The 20,091-nt window shown below is 63.8% G+C and carries 15 protein-coding genes; 6 read left to right on the plus strand and 9 right to left on the minus strand.

Annotated features, from left to right (window positions below):
• Window positions 1–29: 29 nt before the first annotated feature.
• Both P3T42_RS05170 and P3T42_RS05175 read left to right on the plus strand, forming a co-directional pair.
• A complete protein-coding gene (locus P3T42_RS05170) occupies window positions 30–479 on the plus strand; it encodes an acyl-CoA thioesterase (RefSeq protein WP_429305347.1) in 450 nt (149 codons plus the stop codon).
• A gap of 431 nt (window positions 480–910) precedes the next feature.
• Window positions 911–3,169 (plus strand): hypothetical protein, encoded by a 2,259-nt coding sequence (locus P3T42_RS05175; protein ID WP_429305348.1) that lies wholly within the window; start codon window positions 911–913, stop codon window positions 3,167–3,169.
• A gap of 666 nt (window positions 3,170–3,835) precedes the next feature.
• Here P3T42_RS05175 and iolB read toward each other — a convergent pair.
• The 7 genes from iolB to P3T42_RS05210 all read right to left on the minus strand — a co-directional run bounded on the left by iolB (window position 3,836) and on the right by P3T42_RS05210 (window position 12,935).
• The gene (iolB, locus tag P3T42_RS05180; protein ID WP_074300189.1) at window positions 3,836–4,633 is read right to left on the minus strand and encodes a 5-deoxy-glucuronate isomerase; all 798 of its coding nucleotides are present in this window, start codon (window positions 4,631–4,633) and stop codon (window positions 3,836–3,838) included.
• Complete coding sequence (gene iolE / locus P3T42_RS05185; protein WP_074300188.1) at window positions 4,630–5,556, minus strand: myo-inosose-2 dehydratase; 927 nt, start codon at window positions 5,554–5,556, stop codon at window positions 4,630–4,632. Before iolE ends, iolB begins: the two co-directional genes overlap by 4 nt.
• 10 nt (window positions 5,557–5,566) lie before the next feature.
• Window positions 5,567–7,528: a 3D-(3,5/4)-trihydroxycyclohexane-1,2-dione acylhydrolase (decyclizing) gene (iolD, locus tag P3T42_RS05190; protein WP_429305349.1), complete on the minus strand. Its 1,962-nt coding sequence runs from the start codon at window positions 7,526–7,528 to the stop codon at window positions 5,567–5,569.
• Entirely contained in the window at window positions 7,525–9,558 is a 2,034-nt protein-coding gene (locus P3T42_RS05195) for a bifunctional 5-dehydro-2-deoxygluconokinase/5-dehydro-2-deoxyphosphogluconate aldolase (RefSeq protein ID WP_429305350.1), read from the minus strand. Before P3T42_RS05195 ends, iolD begins: the two co-directional genes overlap by 4 nt.
• Window positions 9,559–9,655: 97 nt before the next feature.
• Window positions 9,656–10,498 carry an ATP-binding cassette domain-containing protein gene (locus P3T42_RS05200; protein WP_253190211.1) on the minus strand — a complete coding sequence of 281 codons (843 nt, stop codon included), beginning with the start codon at window positions 10,496–10,498 and terminating at the stop codon, window positions 9,656–9,658.
• A gap of 14 nt (window positions 10,499–10,512) precedes the next feature.
• Entirely contained in the window at window positions 10,513–11,685 is a 1,173-nt protein-coding gene (locus P3T42_RS05205) for an ABC transporter permease (RefSeq protein WP_429305351.1), read from the minus strand.
• A 203-nt stretch (window positions 11,686–11,888) separates the two neighbouring features.
• Window positions 11,889–12,935 carry a sugar ABC transporter substrate-binding protein gene (locus P3T42_RS05210; protein WP_074300184.1) on the minus strand — a complete coding sequence of 349 codons (1,047 nt, stop codon included), beginning with the start codon at window positions 12,933–12,935 and terminating at the stop codon, window positions 11,889–11,891.
• Window positions 12,936–13,214: 279 nt separating this feature from the next.
• Between P3T42_RS05210 and P3T42_RS05215 the strand changes: the two genes are divergently transcribed.
• The 4 genes from P3T42_RS05215 (at window position 13,215) to P3T42_RS05230 (ending at window position 16,529) form a co-directional block, all read left to right on the plus strand.
• Window positions 13,215–14,096, plus strand: coding sequence for a MurR/RpiR family transcriptional regulator (locus P3T42_RS05215; RefSeq protein ID WP_074300183.1), 882 nt, complete (start codon window positions 13,215–13,217; stop codon window positions 14,094–14,096).
• The gene (gene iolG / locus P3T42_RS05220; RefSeq protein ID WP_074300182.1) at window positions 14,089–15,111 is read left to right on the plus strand and encodes an inositol 2-dehydrogenase; all 1,023 of its coding nucleotides are present in this window, start codon (window positions 14,089–14,091) and stop codon (window positions 15,109–15,111) included. Before P3T42_RS05215 ends, iolG begins: the two co-directional genes overlap by 8 nt.
• Entirely contained in the window at window positions 15,111–16,145 is a 1,035-nt protein-coding gene (locus tag P3T42_RS05225) for a Gfo/Idh/MocA family oxidoreductase (protein ID WP_429305615.1), read from the plus strand. The genes iolG and P3T42_RS05225 overlap by 1 nt, the downstream gene beginning before the upstream one ends.
• Window positions 16,146–16,301: 156 nt before the next feature.
• Window positions 16,302–16,529, plus strand: coding sequence for a sulfurtransferase TusA family protein (locus P3T42_RS05230; RefSeq protein WP_074301701.1), 228 nt, complete (start codon window positions 16,302–16,304; stop codon window positions 16,527–16,529).
• A gap of 24 nt (window positions 16,530–16,553) precedes the next feature.
• Here the strand turns inward: P3T42_RS05230 and P3T42_RS05235 are convergent, their stop codons facing one another.
• Entirely contained in the window at window positions 16,554–18,902 is a 2,349-nt protein-coding gene (locus P3T42_RS05235; RefSeq protein WP_429305352.1) for a PAS domain S-box protein, read from the minus strand.
• Window positions 18,903–19,199: 297 nt separating this feature from the next.
• Window positions 19,200–20,081 carry a UTP--glucose-1-phosphate uridylyltransferase GalU gene (galU, locus tag P3T42_RS05240; protein ID WP_074263933.1) on the minus strand — a complete coding sequence of 294 codons (882 nt, stop codon included), beginning with the start codon at window positions 20,079–20,081 and terminating at the stop codon, window positions 19,200–19,202.
• Between the last annotated feature and the right edge of the window lie 10 nt (window positions 20,082–20,091).

Below are 20,091 nucleotides of genomic sequence, written 5' to 3' on the forward strand. Positions count from 1 at the left end.
CCTAATCAACCATCCGCACCCTGCTGACGATGAACAAACCCGCTCCCGCGCCGCGCACGGCGTACCGTCACTTCCTGCCGATCACGACCCGCTGGATGGACAACGATGTCTACGGCCACGTGAACAACGTCGTCTATTACAGCTATTTCGACACCGTCGTGAACGAGTATCTGATCCGTGCCGGCGTGCTCGACGTCGAACACGGCGCGACGATCGGGCTGGTGGTCGAAACGCAGTGCAACTACTTCGCGCCGTTGGTGTTTCCCGAGCGTGTCGAGGCCGGTTTGCGGGTGGTGCGTCTCGGTTCGACGAGCGTGCGTTACGAGGTGGGGCTGTTCAAGGACGGCGAAGCGCAGCCGGCCGCACAGGGTCATTTTGTGCATGTCTATGTAGACCGCGTGACGCGCCGGCCGGTTGCGCTGCCTCGCGAATTGCGCGCGGCGCTTGAACCGCTTGTCGTCGACGCGGACGCGGCGTAGCTACTACGGTCTGCGAACCGTGTGATGTGATGTCGTAGCGGCTGGGCGTCGGATAGTTCGATGTCTGGGTTATTGCGCTGCGGCATTGCATGTTTCGCTGGCGTTTCGAGGTCGGCCAGCCCGTGTGTCCTCCTCTGGTGCCCGCCCGTTGTTCGGCGGGGCCATTCTTCCTGTTTGAATCCGTATTCCCGAAATCCGCCTGCGCCCTTGTCCATAAGGCCTGGCGGCGAGGGGGCTCGCCGATTCAAACGCTTGATCGTTTGGTGAGCGTCCTCCAGAAATCTTGTCGGCAGCGCGGCCTCAAATAAAGACAATCAGGTCATAGGCGCGAGCGGGCGGCAGGGTGTTTCAAGCCGTCCTCACTACTGCCATAGACAACCCCGTGCCGCGCTCGCGATCTCGCGCCGTGGTGTCGGGAGGGAGGAGACATCATGCGAAATGCAGAGGTTGGTGCCGAGGCGCGAGGCGTCGCGGTGGACGAGCCAGAGCGGCCACGGCTACAAGCGGCAAGGAGTGCGCGCGTTGTTCCGGCTGCGATGCTGGTCACGATGGCGTTGCTTGTATCCGCTTGCGCGGATGCGAGTTCGTCGGCGAGCGATGCCTCTCCGGGTACGCAGTCTCCAGCGCCGTCCTCCGCCCAGGCCGCATCCGCGCGCCCCGCGCTGGAAGTTGCCAAAGAACGTCAGCTTGCCGACGAACAGCGCGTTGCCGCGCGCGTGCCCTCGATCAGCGGTCTCACTGAGCAACGTGTCCGTCCTTTGACGCTGCGCGACTCCGGCATCGACGGCTCGCTGATGTTTGCGCGCGATGTGGACTTCCGGGTGACCGGCGATATCGGCTTCATGATCCACAGCATGGCCGCGACGCTCACGCCGACGCATGCGGGTGCGCCGATCGTGTTCGACGATCCGACGAGCGTTTCTATCGACGTCCACCGCGGCGACGTTACGCTCGACAGTGCCAAGCTCACGGCGATCTTCAACCTCTACCTGTTCCAGTACCAGGACTCGCCGCTGCGCAATATGCGGGTCGTGCCGCAGGATGGCGGCACCTTGCGCATTACCGGCGAAATGCATCGCGATAGCTGGGTGCCGATCGTACTGGCCGGCACGCTGTCGATGCGCAACGCGAACGAACTCGTGTTCCATGCGGACCACGTCGAAGTAGCGGGCGTGGGGGCGGACAAGCTGATGCAGGCGGCGCACGTGAAGATGGCCGATCTGCTGAAAGTGGACACGCCGATTGCGCGTCTTGAGGGCGACGACGTTGTGATGCAGGTCGCCAAACTGACGCCACCGCCGGCGCTGCGCATGACCATCACGCATATCGACACCTCGTCGGCGGGCGTGCGCTTTACGCTTGACGATCACACGCTGCACGACATCGTGTGGCCTGCGACGATGCCGCCACGCGGCATGCTGGTGGAGGGGGGCGATGTGAAGTTCATGCGCTCGATGCCGATGAACATCGACATGGCGCTGACTCCGATCGATACGAATGCGCCGTTTGTGCTGGACCTGTATCGCTACCGCGAGCAGATGGCGGCGGGGTATTTCACGTTCGATGAAGCGGGCGCACTGGATGTGCATCTACCGTCTTACAACACGCTGGCGGGTGCCGCACACGATAGCGTGCAGCAAACCGGCAGCGCGAGCGCGCGTTTCAACGATAGCTTTATCCGGGAGCAGCAGGCGTCGCTAGCAGAGGCGCGGCTGCAATGGCAGCACGTCCCGCAGGACCTGCGCACGGCGGAGGCGCGCGCGATACCGGTCGGGACACGTGCCGCGTTTGCGGGGGCTAATGGCGCCACACCGGGTTCGGCGCTCACGGACGAACGACACTCGGCGGGACCGGCGCCGCTGATTCATATGGAGAACGTCGACTTCTTCGTCTCGGGGCGGATTGGTTTTCACGTGCGTTCGCTGGATGCACAGATGGTGCCGAAGAAGCCGGGGCAGCCGGTGGACCTTGACGATCCTGAGCAGTACGACATTCGCATCATAGGCGGCGAGGTGGTGGAACCCTGGCCGGCGATGGCGGCGTTGTTCAACGAGTATCTGCTGGATTACGCGCCGCGTTCGCTGAACGATCTGAAGCTGACGCCGGATAACGGTGCGTTGCAGGTGACGGGGGGCATCAAGTTGTGGAATCACTTCCCAGGAGTATGGTTGCCGACGACGATGAGCGGGACCATTGTGGCGCGTGACGAGCGGCATCTGGTGTATGCGCCGACGTCGGTGAAGGTGTTGGGTGTGCCGCAGGCGGGGTTGTTGCGGGCGCTGGATATTCCGTTGGCTTCGTTGACGCCGTTTGTGCGCAAGGGTGTGGCGTTGCAGGGGAATGAGCTGGTGTTCGATCAGTACACGGTGTTTCCGCCGCCTGTTTTGCAGGGGCATCTGGTGAGTGCCACGGTGACGGATGAGGGGTTGGTGTTGAAGTTTCAGCGCGAGAGCGGGGCGGTGGTGGCGCGGCCGCCTGCGGGGGCGGGGGGGAGTTTTGTCTGGATCGAGTCGGGGGATATCAAGATGTTTGATTCGCTTGTGACTAATGCCAGGACTTTGATTCGGGATGGTTCCAGTTCTGGTGTGATGAAGTTTGATCTTTATGCCTACCGGCGGGATGTGGCTCTTGGGATTGTTCGGATGGCTAAAGATGGGAGTTTGGATGTGGATTTGGCTCGGAGGAAGTGATTCATTTTTTTTGCCTTGCGCGGCGCTTTGGTTGTGGTCCTGCGGTGTTGGCCTTTTCTTGCATTCTTAGTGGTCTATTGGCGTTGCCCCTGTGCGGGGCGGCACTTACTTTCTTTGCCGCCGCAAAGAAAGTAAGCAAAGAAAGCGGGCTGCCACCGCTAGCCCGTAGTGAGCCATCCCGGTCTGCCACCGGGAACGGCCCAAGACGAGATGCGCCCTCGCGGCATAGCCGTTAGTGACAAGGCTGTCATCCGTTCCAGCGTTGCGCTGCGCGCCCCGCCGTGGGGCACAACTCCTTCTGCGGAAGCTGACTCGGCACCGTCGCCGCGATACGTGCTAGCAACCCGCTTTCCCTTGCAAACCCATCCGCGACGCACGTAGTGCGGAGTGGGGTGGATGAGTGCTGTGTCACGAGCGGTGAAAATGCGAGGGCGGGTCTCGTCTTGGGCCGTTTCCGGTGGTGGACCGAGATGGCTCACTAAACGCTAGCGGTGTGAGCCCGCTTTCTTTGCTTACTTTCTTTGCGGCGGCAAAGAAAGTAAGTGCTGCCCCGCACAGGGGCGAAGCTAATAGACCGATACGAATGCAAGGAAAGGCCAACACCCTAAGAGCAGCAAAAAACCAAGGCGCCGCAGGCAAAACCCCCAAGGCGCCGCAGGCACCCCCTTACTCTTTATTAATAATCCACTCATGCGCCGGATCGTTCTTGAAATGCCAAACCCGCTGCTTCCCAGCCATGACATTCAAGTAGTACGAATCATACCCATAAGGAACGATAACCGGGTGATACCCCCTGGGCACCATGACAACATCATGATCCTCAACAGCCATCGACTCATCGATATCCCGCGAATCGGTATACACCCGCTGAAAAGCAAACCCTTGCGCCGGATTAAGCCGATGGTAATAAGTCTCCTCAAGCGAGCTCTCGAGCGGCACATTGTCCGTGTCATGCTTATGCGGCGGATAACTCGAAGCATGCCCACCCGGCGTACGCACCTCAACCACCAGTAAAGACTCCGCAGCCTCAGTCTGCGGCAAAATATCGCATACGTAGCGCGTATTCAGCCCCTTGCCGCGCGTCGAGCGGTTCATCTGCGCAGGTTCGATCAGCCGCGCCGGAAACCCGCCCTTGGCCGGCGCGCTCGCCACACCCACCTCCGCATCGCGCACCGCCCGCACCGTCGTCCGTACGCCTGGCGGCAAATACACCGCATACGGCGCCGCATCCTCAAACACGCTGTCGCGCGAGCCAAGGCTGCTCCATTTGCGATCCGCCGTCTCAATGTCCACCGCGCCCGCCAGCACCACGATGCACACCTCGCGCGCCGGCTCGAACACATGCACGACTTCGTCCGCGCTCATGCGATAAGCCGCAAACCCCACATAACGCCATGCCGCCGTCTCAGGCGTGACCCGCGCGATTGTCTGGCCCTCGCGCTGTGCCTTCACCAGCAAACTCATGCTGCCTCCTTCGTTGCAGACGCACCCGCATCGAGCGGCGCATCCACCAGCGAACGCAACGTCCGATACCCCTTCTCCGCATAAGCATACGACCGCGCAATCACCGGGTCCTGTTCCGCTTCCACCACCAGCCAGCCACGATAGCCGTGCCGTTTCAGGCGGTCGATAATCGCCGGGAAATCCACCGCGCCATCGCCCGGCACCGTAAACGCGCCGTTGATCACCGAGTCCAGAAAACTCCAGTTGCGGTTGCGCGCAAGTTTCATCACCGCCGGCCGCACGTCCTTGCAATGGACGTGACAGACCCGCCCAATATACTTGTCGAGTACCGTCAGCGGATCGCCGCCCGCAAACGTGATGTGGCCTGCATCGAACAGCAAGCCGACGGCGTTACTCGTGCGCGCCATCAGGTTGTCGACGTCCGCCGGCGTTTCCACGTAAGCGCCCATATGATGGTGGTACGCGAGCCGCACGCCGCGGCTCAACGTGTAACGGGCGAACTCGTCCACACGTGCCGCATACGCGTCCCACTGCGCTTCGCTAAAGAAGCGCGGGCGCTGGTAGAGCGGTTGCGGCGCGCCCTGGATCGAATCCGCTACCTCGCCGTACACCATCACCGTCGAGCCGTTGCGCGACAGCAGTTCCAGATGCGCGTCCACCGAGGCGATCTCTTCCGCGACGCTGCGTCGCGCGAGTCTTCCCGAATACCAGCCGGAGACCAGCGCCAGGTCGTATTGCGCCAGCAGTGCTTTCAACGCCAGCGGTTCGCGCGGAAACTTGTTGCCGAGTTCGAACCCGTCATAACCGATCTGGCGTCCTTCGGTCAGCGCCACTTCGAGTGGCGTTTCGCCGCCTAGCGACGGCAGGTCGTCGTTCATCCACGACAGCGGGTTGATGCCAATGCGTACGTCGAACTGAGTCATGCGAGCGTCCTCATTCGTTTTCGGTGTCGCCGGCGGCCTGGGCGCGCACGGCAAGCTGGGCTTCGTATTGCGCACGCGCGGCGCGTACCCCTTCGCGCGCCGACACTTCCGGCACGGCCACTTCCCACCACCAGCCGCCGTCGTCCGTGGTGCGGGCCGCGTCGGTGTCGATACTGATCAGATACGTGCGGTCGGCAGCGCGCGCGCGTTGCAGCGCGGCTTCGAACTCGGCCACGTTCGCGACGTGCTCGGCTTGCGCACCGAGCGAGCGCGCGTGCGCGGCGAAATCGATCGGCGGTGCGCCGAGCGGGCCTTGCTCGCAATCGTCGAACATGTTGTTGAACGGTGCGCCGCCGCAGGCCTGTTGCAGGCGGTTAATGCAGCCGTAGCCGCGATTGTCGAGCACGACGATGATCAGCTTCGCGCCGAGCATCACCGAAGTGGCAATCTCGCTGTTCATCATCAGATAGCTGCCGTCGCCCACCATCACGATCACGTCCCGTTCGGGACGCGCCAGCTTCGCACCGAGCCCGCCGGCGATCTCGTAGCCCATGCACGAATAGCCGTATTCGACGTGGTACGCACCCGGTCGGCCCGCGCGCCACAGCTTGTGCAACTCGGCGGGCAGGGTGCCCGCCGCGCACACGACGATGTCGTCGGTCGCCGACGTGGCGCTCGAGCGCTGCACCGCGCCGATCACGTCCGCGTCGTACGGCAGGACCGTTTCGTGTTGCGGCGCATGCGTGAGCATGCCGACGGTGTCGCGCCAGTCCGCGGCGTGCTTGTGGGCCCGCGCAGTCCAGGCGCGGTCGGCATGCCAGCCGCCTAGCTCCGCCGCGAGCGCCGCGAGTGCGAGGCGGGCGTCGGCTTCCACCACCAGCGCGCGATGTTTGAGGCCATCGAATGCGTTCGCATTGATGCCGATTACGTCGGCCTGGGTGAACAGCGTGTTCGAGCCCGTGGTGAAGTCCTGCAGGCGGGTGCCGATGGCCAGCACGCAATCGGCGTCGTGCGCGAGTGCGTTCGCTGCGGGCGAGCCGGTCACGCCTAACGCGCCGGTATTGAGCGGATCGTTCCAGGCCAGCGCACCTTTGCCGGCCTGGGTTTCAGCAACGGGGACGCCATGTGCGGCGGCAAACGCGTGGAGGGCATCGGTTGCGTGGCCATACAGCACGCCGCCTCCGGCGACGATCAGCGGTCGCTTCGCCTGCCGCAAACGCTCGACCGCCGCGCTGATTTCTTCGGCAACCGGCGCCGGCGTATGAAAGCCGACCACCCGCGGTTCGAAGAAGTCAGCCGGAAAATCCCACGCGGCGGCCTGCACATCCTGCGGCAACGCGAGCGTGACGGGTCCGCACAACGCCGCATCGGTCAGCACGCGCAGCGCGCGAGGCAAGGCCGTCAGCAATTGCGCGGGATGCACGATGCGGTCGAAGTAGCGCGACACAGGCCTGAAGGCATCGTTCGCCGAGATGCCGCCGTCGTGAAAGTCCTCGACCTGCTGCAATACCGGATCCGGCGCACGCGAGACGAACACGTCGCCGGGCAGCAGCAGCACCGGCAAACGGTTGACGTGCGCGAGCGCCGCTGCGGTCAGCAGATTCGTGGCGCCGGGTCCGATCGAGGTGGTGACCGCCATCATCCGGCGCCGGAAATGCGCCTTCGCATACGCAATCGCACTATGTGCCATCGCCTGCTCGTTGTGCGCGCGCAGCGTCGGCAGCTCATGACGATGCTGGTACAGCGCCTCGCCAAGTCCCGCGACGTTGCCATGCCCGAAGATCGCGAAGACGCCGCCGAACAGCGGCTCGGTAGCGGTGCCGTCTTCGGTCCTGACGCGCTGCGCCGCGAGGTAGCGGACCAGCGCCTGCGCCGTGGTAAGCCGCAGCGTGCCAGTTGCCGGCGCAGTCGATGGCGTCGCGGAGGCATGGTGGGCAGAGGTCGTATCGTGATGCAAGATGCGCTGGTTCATGCAGCCTGCTCCTGGTGTGCGTGATGCGGTGGGGCGCTATGCGGCGCGGCGTTGCCGCGCGCGCTGCGCCACGAATCGATCAGCGTTTCGAAGGTCTGCCGCACGCGGGCGATCAGTTCGTCGTCGTTGATCGAGCCGGCGAGCCAGGCGTGGCTCGGCTCGTGGAAAATCGTCCGGCCGACGGTGAAGCCACGGCAGGTGGCCGATTGCGCCGCGGCGCGAAAGCCCTCGTTGAGTTGTTCGACGGCGGCCGACAGCCCAAGCAACACCACGCCACGGCAGTACGGATCGCGCTCGGCAATCAGGGCGTCGACACTCTGCCATTGCGCAGCTTCCATCGGTTCCAGCTTCCACCACTCCGGATAGATGCCGATGTTGTAGAGACGCTTCAACGCGCGATACACGGTGTCCGGCGCGCTCGGCAAATGGGCGTGCTTCGGCGGAATCACTTCGAGCAGCAGTTCGTGGCCGCTCGCCTGGGTGGCGTCGTAGAGCGCGCGCAATTGCGCTTCCTGTTCGAGCCGTTGCTCGACCGGCTCGTCGGGATGGAATTGCACGAGGCACTTCACCACGTGTTCCTGCGGCCAACTGGTGAGCGTGGTGCCGATCGAGCGGCCGTGATCGAACACGAGCGGCACCGAGCCCGGCAACTCCACCGGGCGGCCGATCCACCAGCCGCGGCCGGTGGCCGCGTTCAGCGCATCCTGGCCGTAGCGGTCGTCGATCAGTACGCCTATGCGCCCTTGCAAGCCGAGCTTGCTTTCGGTCTGCGCGACGGCCTCGACAAACAGGCTCTTCAGGCGCGCGATACGTGCTTCGTCCGCACCGGTCTGCTGGGCCAGATCGAAGAACTGGTTGCGGTGATCGAACGCGAAGCCGAGCACTTCGTCCCGCTGCTTGCGGGCAGGAGAGACGCGGTGCAGCCGCGCGAGCTTCGCATCGCGGTCGGGGCGGCGCATGCGCTGCGGATCGGCTTTCGCTTCGGCAAGGAAATAGTCGAGTTCGGCGGGCGTCGGCATGGCCGGGGCGCAGCCATGTCGCGACACGACCAGCGCGCCGCTCGCATTCGCCGCGCGGGCACACGCTTCGAGAGGCTCATCGCGCAGCCAGCCGGACAGGAAACCGGAGGCAAAGGCATCGCCTGCGCCGAGCACGTTCAAGACTTCAACTTCGACGCCGCCCTGAATCGGCGCGTCGTCGAGCGACGCGGGCACGTCGCCGTCGATGATCTGGCAGCCGAGCGGGCCGCGCTTGACCACCAGCGTCGCCGGCGTGACCGCGCGCACCATCGCGAGGGCGTCGATCAGGTCGGTCTTGCCGCCGGCAATGCGAAATTCCTCTTCGGTGCCGATCACCAGATCGATCAACGGCAGGATGCGCTGCAAATGTGCGGTGACGTCTTCGCTGGCGACGAAACGCGTCTCGCCGTCGGCCTTGCCGGTGAGTCCCCACAGCACGGGACGGTAGTCGATGTCGAGCACGGTGCGCACGCCGTTGCGACGCGCGTAATCGAGCGCGCGGCGGCTCGCGCGGTTGACCTGTTCGGTGGAGAAGTGCGTGCCGGTGATCAGCAGCGCTTTCGATGAAGCAATGAACGCCTCGTCGAAATCGGCTTCGTCCACGGCCATATCGGCGCAGTTTTCACGGTAGAAAATCAGCGGGAAGGTGTCGCGGTCTTTCAGGCCGAGCAGCACGAGCGCGGTCAGGCGCTCATGATCGACGCGCACGTGACTGACGTCGCAACCTTCCCTGGTGAGCGTTTCGGTGAGAAAGCGGCCCATATGGTCGTTGCCGACGCGCGCGAGCATCGCCGAGGCGAGCCCGAGCCGCGCGCAGCCAAAAGCGATATTGGCCGACGAGCCGCCGAGATACTTGGCAAAGCTCGATACGTCTTCGAGACGGGCGCCGACCTGTTGTGCGTAGAGATCCACCGCGAGCCGGCCAAGGCAGATGATGTCGCGGCTGCGATCCGGCGCAAAGCGGCTGGTGGCGCTGGCAACGGACGGCGTGGGAGTGCTGGTGAGGGCCATGGAATATCCTGTTTGTCTTAGCGCTGGACTGACGGCAAGGGGGCACGCGGCGAGCGCAGGGCAGGGCTTAAGCCGTGCGAGCGCCGCGTGGCGCAAATCAGATCGTCGCGCCTTCGAGTTCGCCGATCATCTTCTGCATCTCGGCGCCGCCGGCCATCATGTCGAGCACTTCGTCCTTGCTGATGGTGTCCTTGGTGAAGGTGCCGAGCGACTTGCCGCGATTGAGCAGCGTGAACGAATCGCCGATCGGGTAGGCGTGATGTACGTTGTGCGTGATGAAGATCACCGAAATGCCTTTGGCACGCGCGGTGTGGATCAGCTTCAGCACGTTGAAACTTTGCTTCACGCCGAGCGCCGCGGTCGGTTCGTCGAGAATCAGCACGCGCGCGCCGAAGTGAATCGCCCGCGCAATCGCGAGGCACTGCTTCTCGCCGCCCGACATGGTGCCGATCGGCTGATGCGGGTCGCGCACATTGATGCCCATTTCGGCGAGCTTGTCGCGCGAGGCGGTCGCGCAATGGTCCAGGTCCATCACGTTGATGAAGCCGAACAGCTTTTTCTGCGGCTCGCGTCCCATGAAGAAGTTGCGCGCCACCGACAGCAGCGGCACCAGCGCGAGATCCTGATAGACGGTGGCGATGCCGAGATCGAGTGCGTCTTTAGGCGAGGTGAAACGCACCGGCTTGCCGTCGACGAGGTAGGTGCCTTCGCTCGGCTGGTGCACGCCGGCGAGCGTCTTGATCAAGGTGGACTTGCCGGCGCCGTTGTCGCCTAACAGGCAATGCACTTCGCCGCGTTTCAACCGCAGGGTGATGTCCTTCAGCGCAATCACGTTGCCGAAATAGCGGCTGACGTTTTCGAGCGCGAGGATGTAGTCGGTGTCCGCGGCCTGGGGCAAACCCGCAGCCGTACCCGGTGTCGTATTCAAGGGGGTGTTCATCGTGGACTCCTCGATTAGCGGGACGCTGCGACGCGGCTGCGCACGTAGTGGTTAAACAGCACCGCGAACAGCAACATGGCGCCGAGGAACACACGGAACCAGTCCGAATCGATGTTCGTATACGTGATGCCGATCTGCACGACGCCGAAGATCAGTGCCCCGAAGGATGCGCCGACCACCGAACCGTAGCCGCCGGTCAACAAGGTGCCGCCGATCACCGCCGCGATGATGGCTTCGAATTCCGCCTGCAGACCGCGGTCGGCGGCTGCCGAGCCGATGTCGCACACTTGCAGCACCGAATAGAGGCAGGAGCAGAACGCGGTCAGGACGAACAGCGAGATTTTCACGCGGCGCACCGGCACGCCGACGTTCTTTGCCGCATTGGAATCGCCGCCCACCGCAAAGATCCAGTTGCCGAACTGCGTCTTGGCAAGGATGAAGGCGCAGACCGCGGCCAGCGCGAACCACCACAGGATGACTTTCGGAATCCCAGGTACGAGAGGAAGGCCGCTGTCGAGCAGCTTGACCACGCCGATATGTCCGAGCCAGGTAAACAGGCCCTTGAAGGCGACGCCCTGAAACAGCGCATGCGCGAGCCAGTCGTGCGCGGCGACGTCGCCGACGCCGGAGATGATGGTGCGGTCGGCAAACATCACCGAGAGCGCAAGCGTGAGGCCGCGCAGGATAAACAGGAAGGCCAGCGTGACGATGAAGGAGGGCAGCCGGGTGCGCATCACCAGATAGCCGTTGAGCGCGCCGAGCAGCATCGAACCGGCGAACGCGAATACGATGGACAGCGCGATCGGCCAGTGAAAGTACATGGTGGGCAGCGCGACCATCATGCCGGAAAAGCCGATCATCGAGCCGATCGAGAGGTCGAACTCGCCGGCGATCATCAGGAGACATGCGCCCACCGAGATGATGCCGAGATACGCGGCCACCTGCGACCAGTTCATCACGCCGTCGAGGTTGAACATGCCGGAGTTGCCGGCGGACAGACCGAACACCAGGAACACCATTACGGTGCCGGCAAGCGCGGCGAATTCCGGACGGCTCAACAGGTGTTTGAACCACGATTCGCGACGCACGCGCTCGTCCGATACTGCTGCGGAGCCCGCTGCCGCAGCTGCTGCGGCATCCTGCTCGGAAGGGGGATGTTTGGCGTGGAAGGGGTTGGCGACGCCCATTGAAGCTCTCCTTGATGCGCCGGCGGAAGGCGTCGTGACGACGCTTCGCTGAAAGGCGCTTGATGCAAGTGAAGTGCAGTGAAGTGCGAATGAAACCCTGCGAAGGGAGGCGGGTGCGGCCCGGCCCGTGGCGGCTGACCGCACGCGCTTCCTTCATGCCTGCGGGGACGGCTCTCTCGTGCCCGAAGTCAATGCGACATTGATTAGCGGTACTGACCTGCGTACTTGATCACCTTGTCGATATTCTCCTTGGTAATGAAGCCCGGGCCCGAGCCGATATTGCGCGGCCCGTAGGAAGGGGCAAGACCGTAGGTGGACAGACGTGCCTGGAACTTCGGGTTGGCCTGCAGGGCCTCGCGGATCTTCACCGGGTCGGTGGTGTGGTCGTGCCTGGCGATGGCCAGCACCGCTACCGCGATGTAACCCTGCAGGTACGGTTGCTGGTCGATGGCGAACTTGATCGTGCCGTCCTTGATGGCCTTGGCGATGTCGTCGTCAAAGTCGAAGGTTGCGAACCACAGCTTGCCGGCCAGACCCATCTGCTGCAGCGCCTTGATGGTCGGCGCCGCCGAAAGCGGCCCGAGGGCGAGCACGCCGCCGGTGTCCGGGTGATTGCGCAGATACGCGCTCACCTTCGACTGGATGCCGGTCGGGTCCGTGCCGGCGTCGAGCGTGGAGGTCTTGAAGTCGACGCCGAGCGCGTCGGCAAAGCCGCGGCAGCGTTCGAACGAGGCCGGGTTGGTGGCGTAGTGGTTCACGCACAGGAACGACTTGACGCCGGCAGCCTTGGCCTTTTCGCCGGCGGCTTTGCCCGCGGTGTATTCAGGCTGGCCGATGTGCATGATCGCGCCCAGGTCGGCGCTCTGCTGCTCGGTGCCCGAGTTGATGGTCACCAGCGGAATGTGCTTCTCGGTGACCTTGCCGATCGAGCCCTTCAGCACATCGTAATCGGCGATGGTGACGATCACGCCGTCGTAATTGCGAGCCGCGGCCTGTTCGATCAGGCGGGCCATGTCGGCGATGTCGCCGTTAGGCGGGTTGCGGTAGTCGGTCTCGACGTTGAAGTCCTCGTCGGCCTGTTTGATGGCGTTCTTGATGGTGTTCCACCAGGAATCGGAATCCGGCGCGTGGCTGATCAACACGAAGTGCGCATCGGCCGCGCGGGCCGCGGTTGTGGCGGCCAATCCCGCCGTCAGTGCCAGTGCCGCTACCAGAATCCTCAGCGTTGCCTTGCCATTACAAAGTCTCATTGTCTCCACCTTTCTCGGTCTTCGTTATTGAAGGGAGCGTCTGGTCTTTCCTCATACCTGCGAGCCCTCTTCGCGCTATCGCGCAGCTCGCAACACCATCGCTCAGAACCAAGATTAGGCCATCTTCCGTCGTGTTGCAATGAAAATTTCATGACAAAGAAAAATGGAAAATATGTTCCATTTGACGGGGTGCCTGCCTATAATCGGCAGCGTCAGTGCGGTGCATAGAGCCTTTGTGGGGGCCGTTTTGCAGCGCAATAAGGCAGCAAAGGAACAGCCATGGCGGAAGACAGCACAGAAGAATTGCCGAGCGTCGACGATTTGATGCAGCGCATCGCAGAAAACTACGAGTCGTTGCCGCGCCAGTTGAAGAGTGTCGCGACCTATATCGAGCAGCATCGCTCGAGCGTGATGGTGGATCGCACCAGCGATATCGCCGCGAGCTGCGGCGTGCATCCGTCGGCGGTCGTGCGTTTTGCGCAGCGCTTCGGCTTCTCGGGTTTCTCCGATCTGCAGGCGGTGTTTCGTCAGGCGTACACGGGGCAGGGCACGTCGTCGCCGAGCTATCAGCAGCGTATCCGCAAGCTGATCGACGAAAAGCCGGGCGCGCTTTCGGGCGGCGCGGTGGCGCGCGAATTCATCGCGGCCTCGCGCGGCGGACTCGAAGAACTCGAAGCGGGCCTCGACGACACGGAGTTCGACGCAGCCGTGAAGATGCTGCAGCAGGCCGACAACATCTACGTGGTCGGAGTGCGGCGTTCGTTTCCGGTGGCGAGCTATATCGTCTACGCGCTGCAGCACACGCCCAAGCGCGTGCATCTGGTATCCGGTTTCGGCGGCATGTATCGCGAGCAGATCCGCAGCGTCCGCAAGGGCGACGTGGTGATCGCGATCAGCTTTGCGCCGTACGGTAAGGAAACGCAGTACTGCTTACGTGTGGCGCATCACCATCAGGCGAAGACGCTTGTGATCACCGACAGTCAGTTGTCGCCGCTCGCGCGCTACGCCACCACGCAACTTTATGTGAAAGAGGGGAGTGCGTTTGCGTTCCGCTCGCTCACCAGCACCATCTGTTTGTGCCAGGCGCTGTTCATCGCGCTCGCGTACAAGCTGGAATTAAACGTAGAAGAATCGAAAGACACTGGAGGATACGATGACTGACGTGGCAGGCGGCAAGACAATCGACGTAGCGGTGTTCGGTGCGGGACGCATCGGCCGGATTCATGCGGCTAATCTGGCGCGGCAACCGGGCGTGCGGCTCAAGTATGTGGTGGACGTGAACAAGGACGCGGCGGCGTCGCTGGCCGCCTTGCACGGCGCACAGGTGGCGGATATCGACGGCGCCATGGGCGACGCGTCGATCGGCGCGACGGTGATCTGTTCGAGCACGGACACCCACGCGGACCTGATCCAGTACTCGGCGGCGCAGAAGAAACACGTGTTCTGCGAGAAACCCGTGGATCTCACGCTCGAACGCGCGCGCACCTGCGCGCAGGCTGTGGAACGCGCGGGCGTGGTGTGCATGATCGGCTTTCAGCGCCGCTTCGATCCGACCTTCGCCGCCTTGAAGGCGCGCATCGATGCGGGCGAGATCGGCACGCCGGAAATGCTGATCGTCACGAGCCGCGATCCGGGCGCACCGCCCGTCGAGTACATCAAGCACTCGGGCGGCATCTTCAAGGACATGCTGATCCACGACTTCGATATTTTCCGCTGGATTCTCGACGACGAAGCCGAGACGCTGCATGCCACCGGCAGTTGTCTGAGCGACCCGGCGATCGCCGAGGCGGGCGACATCGACGCCACGGCCGTGACGATCCGCACGAAGAGCGGGCGCCTGTGCCAGATCAACACGGCGCGGCGCGCGGCCTACGGCTACGACCAACGCTTCGAAGTACTGGGCAGTACCGGCATGCTGCAAGCCGGCAACGTGCGTCCTACGGAAGTCGTGGCGTATTCGAAGACGGAAGTGTCGAGCGACGTGCCCGAAGCGTTCTTCCTCGAACGCTATCGCGCGGCGTACGCCGCGGAAATCGCGCATTTCTTCGAAGCGGTCACGCAAGGCAAGCCGGTTCGCACCACCGTGGCGGACGGACTGAAGGCGCTGGAACTGGCCGATGCCGCAACCCGTTCGTGGCGCGAAGGACGGCCGGTGCGTCTTGGGGAGAGCGCATGATGACGACAGCCTCCAATCGCGCGCCCGTGCGTGTGGGTGTGGTCGGGCTCGGGCGGCTCGGCAAGCGTCACGCGGAGAACCTGGCGTATCGTGTGCCGGGCGCGGCGCTGGTCGCCGCCTGCAGTCCCGTGGAAGACGAACTGGCATGGGCCGGCGAAGCGTTGCCGGCACCGCGTCTGTACAAAGACTACGCCGCGTTGCTGGCGGACCGCGACGTCGACGCGGTGTGGCTCGTCACGCCCTCGGCGCTGCATGCGCAACAGATCGTCGACGCGCTGCGCGCCGGCAAGCATGTGTTCTGCGAGAAACCGCTCTCGCTGGATCTGGCGGAGTGCGAGCGCGTGCTCGCGGAAGCCGGACGGCACCCGCATCTGCAGGCCACCATCGGCTTCATGCGCCGCTTCGATCCGAGCTATCGCGACGCGTTCGACAAGATCGAGGCGGGGGTGATCGGCCGGCCGTTCATGGTGCGTTCGCAGACCACCGACAAGAACGATCCCGATGGTTTTTTCGTGCGCTTCGCGCCGACCTCGGGCGGGATTTTTCTCGACTGCACGGTACACGACATCGACGTCGCACGCTGGCTGCTCGGCAAGCCGCGCGCCAGGCGCGTGTTTGCGAGCGGCACGATCGCGCTGCATGAAGGGCTGCGCGAATTCGGCGACGTCGACAATGGCGTGGCGATCTGCGAATTCGAGGACGGGCGTCTCGCGATGTTCTACGCCTCGCGCACGATGGCGCACGGCAACGACAGCGGCAGCGAGGTGATCGGCACGGCAGGTGCGTTGTCGATCGGTCACAATCCGCGTTCGAACCGCGTGGAAATTACCGACGCCACCGGCATTCGCAACGAATGCACGCCGACCTTCTTCGACCGCTTCGAAGACGCGTTTCTGTACGAAGCGCGGGCGTTCGTCGCGGCGGTGCAGGGCGGGGCGTCCGCGGGCGCGACACTGGCCGACGCGCTGGAGGCGACGCGCATCGGCAGCGCGCTGCGGCAGTCGCTGCAGACCGGGCAGGCGGTGACGCTGTAACGGGGCGCGAGGGGCGGCAAAGGCGCTGCGCGGGCGCCTCTGCGATGGCGCTCATATCCAGGCCGCTTCCGGCGTGGATATGACGGCTGCGGTAGAATTGCCCCTCTGTCCGGCGCCGTTCGCGGCGCCTCATCCCGAAGGTCATCGTCGATGCAAATTCAGGTTCACAAGGAAGTCGATGCGCGCGGGCTGAATTGCCCGCTCCCCATTTTGCGCGCCAAGAAGGCGCTCGCCGACATGGAAAGCGGCCAGATCCTCAAGGTGCTTGCAACCGATCCCGGCTCGCAGCGCGATTTCGCCGCGTTCGCCAAACAGACCGGCAATGAGATCGTCGAAGTGTCGAGCCAGGACAAGGTGTTCGTGTTCCTGATGCGGCGCCGCTGAGCGGCGCGGCGCATGCTCTATCCATCAAGGCCGGGAACTGTCCAGGACCTTGCTCAGTTGGTCTAACGTATAGGGCTTGCGCAAGGCCTTCCAGTTGAATGTCAGCGCCGGCGCGTCGGGCATTTCGTTGCCCGAGGCGAAGATCACGCGCAACGCCGGCCGCAATTGCACCGCTTTTGCCGCCAGTTCGATACCCGACTTGCCCGGAATGGCGAGATCGGCGAGCAGCACGTCGAAGGTCCGCTCGCCGAGCCAGCGCAGCGCCTCGTCCGGCGAACCGGTTATCACCGGCTCGTGACCGAGCATCCTGATCAATTCGCTCGTGGCCTCCAGCAAGGCAACGTCGTCGTCGACCAGCAGCACGCGCAGACCTGGCGTGCGCGCGTGCGCTGCGGCTAGGGTTGCCGGCCGGTCGGGTTCGGTCGCGCCGGTGGCGCGCAGCATCTGGCGAATCTTGGCGGCGAGTTGTTCGCGGCTGTAGGGCTTGCTCAACAGCTCGACGCCGGGGTCCAGCCGTCCGCCGTGCACAATCGCGTTCTGCGTATAGCCGGACGTAAACAGCACCTTCAGGCCCGGCAGGAGCCGTACCGCCTGGGCCACCATCTCGGGACTGCGCGGCAAGCCCGGCATGACGACATCGGTGAACAGCAGGTCGAGGTGAACGCCGCTGCGAATGACCGTCAGCGCCTCCTCCGTGCTGTCCGCCTTCAGTACGCGGTAGCCCAGGCCGGATAGCGTGTCGACCACCGTGGATTGCACCTTCAGGTCGTCTTCCACGACGAGGATCGTTTCAGTGCCGCCCTGCAGCTTGACGCTCGGTCGCGGCGGCGGTTCGACGGCAGTTTCGGTCGAACGCGGCAGGTAGATCCTGATGGTCGTACCGTATCCCACCTCGCTGTAGATCCGGGCGTGTCCGCCGCTTTGTCGCACGAAGCCATAGGCCGTGCTCAAGCCCAGGCCGGTTCCCTGGCCCTCCGCCTTGGTGGTGAAAAACGGCTCGAAGGCCTGCTCGACCACCTCGGGCGGCATGCCCGTGCCGGTGTCGGTCACGGCCAGCATGACGTATTGACCGGCAGGCACGTCGGGGACTCCCGTCACGTACTGGTCGTCAAGCATCGCGTTGGCGAGTTCCATGGTCAGCTTGCCGCCGTCGGGCATCGCGTCGCGCGCGTTGATCGCCAGATTCAGGATGACGTTTTCGAGCTGATGGATGTCCACCAGCGTGTTCCACAGACCGCCGGCCACCACCGTTTCCATTTCGATGGTCTCGCCGAGGGCGCGCCGCAGCAGGTCGTCCATGCCGCGGATCGCGGGTGCGAGGTTGATCACCACCGGTTGCAAAGGTTGCTGGCGACCGAACGCGAGCAGTTGCGAGGCGAGCTTCGCGCCGCGCTCGACGGCGTCGAGGGCCTTGTCGAGCCGTTCGCGCGTCCAGACGTCGCCGGCATGACGCTTGTCCAGCAGTTCGAGGTTGCCGCGCAAGACCTGCAGGACATTGTTGAAGTCGTGCGCCACGCCGCCCGTCAGCTTGCCGATCGCCTCCATCTTTTGCGACTGGAACAGCGCCTTCCGTGCGTCTTCGAGCAGCCGGTTCGACTCCATCCGCTCGGTAATGTCGCGGGTGATCTTGGCAAAGCCGGCCAGCGTGCCGTCGTCTTCGCGGATCGCGTCTATTACGACGTGCGCCCAGAAGCGCGTACCGTCTTTCCGGACCCGCCAGCCTTCCGCTTCGAAGCGCCCGTCCTTTGCGGCAGCATCGAGCCCGCGTTGCGGCAGTCCCGCCGCCGCGTCCTCGGGCAGGTAAAAGCGCGAGAAATGCGAACCGATGATTTCGTCGGCCGTGTAGCCCTTGATGCGCCGGGCGCCCGAGTTCCAGTTGGTAACGAGGCCCTCCGGCGAGAGCATGAAGATGGCGTAGTCGGTGACGCCGTGAACCATAATGCGAAAGCGCCGCTCGCTTTCGAGCACGGCGTCGTGGGCGGCTTTTTTATCCGTCATGTCGCGCACGATCTTGACGAAACCGGCCAGTTGCCCATCTTCCGCGTGCAGGGCGTTAATGACGACACTGGCCCAAAACGTCGTGCCGTCCTTGCGGATCCGCCAGCCTTCGGTGTCGTGACGGCCTTTACGCCGGGCGATCTCGAGGCCGGCTGCAGGTACCCCTCGTTGCCGGTCTCCGGCGGTGTACAGGAGGTCTAGCGGCTGGCCGACGATTTCGTCCGCCTCGTATCCGTGGATCGTCCTTGCGCCTGAATTCCAGCTCAGAATCCGGCCCTCCGCCGAAATGGCGAAAATCGAATAGTCAGAGACAGAGGCAACCCACTTGTCGGTCCAGTGCTGGATCGTATTGTTTGAGTGCCGTTCATGCGGCATGTCGGACTCCCGTTTTGACTGTCTTTGAAGCGGAGGCGGCCGGTCAATATACTATTTTGCGCTACGTTGGCGGGTGGGAAAGTGGAGGAACTGCCCGTACCGGGCGCCGGACAACGTATCGTCTGCGTTTTTCTCATCCCGCAGGCGTGTGCCGGGATGGTCATGCCGCGCTGCGTGCTTACCCAAAACAAAAGGCGCTGTTGCCCGGCATGCAGGACAACAGCGCCTTTCTCGGTGCTACGGTGCGCCTTCCGGCACCTTCGCCGCGGGTCTACCGCAAACCTTCAAACTGATCGCTCAGCCTTCCAGCACCGGCGAACGCGTGCGCAGATACTCTTCGAAGTCCGCAGCCACTTCCGGGTGGCGCAGCGCGAACTCGACCGTCGCCTTCAGATAGCCGAGCTTGCTGCCGCAGTCGAAACGCGTGCCGTGGTACTTGTAGGCGAGGACCTGTTCGTCGGCGAGCAGCGACTGGATCGCATCCGTCAACTGCAGTTCGCCGCCGGCACCTGGCTTCAGCGCGCGCAGATGTTCGAAGATCCGCGGCTTGAGCACGTAACGGCCCACCACGCCGAGGTTCGACGGCGCCACTTCCGGCGCCGGCTTTTCGACGATGCCCGACATCTTGATGATCGAGTCTTCCCACTCCTTGCCGTCCACGATACCGTAGGACTTCGTTTCCGAATGCGGGATTTCTTCGACGCCGATCACCGAGCTGTGATAGTGGTCGAACACCTCGATCATTTGCGCCATCACGGGGGGCTTGCCGTACAGCAGGTCGTCCGCGAGGATCACGGCGAACGGGTTGTCGCCCACCAGCTTTTCGGCGCACATCACCGCGTGGCCGAGGCCGAGGGCTTCCGGCTGACGCACGTAGAAGCAGTCCACATGGCTCGGCTTGATGCTGCGCACCAGTTCCAGCAGCTTGTCCTTGCCACGCGCTTCGAGCTCGGCTTCGATTTCGTAGGACTTGTCGAAGTGGTCCTCAATGGCGCGCTTGCTGCGGCCCGTGACGAAGATCATTTCGGTGATGCCGGCGGCCATCGCCTCTTCGACCGCGTACTGGATCAGCGGCTTGTCGACGATGGGCAGCATTTCCTTCGGGCTCGCCTTGGTGGCGGGGAGGAACCGGGTGCCAAGACCTGCTACCGGAAATACCGCTTTTGTAACTTTTAGCATGTTATTTACC

The sequence above is a fragment of the Paraburkholderia sp. GAS38 genome (assembly GCF_050434965.1).
Taxonomy (GTDB): domain Bacteria; phylum Pseudomonadota; class Gammaproteobacteria; order Burkholderiales; family Burkholderiaceae; genus Paraburkholderia; species Paraburkholderia phenazinium_A.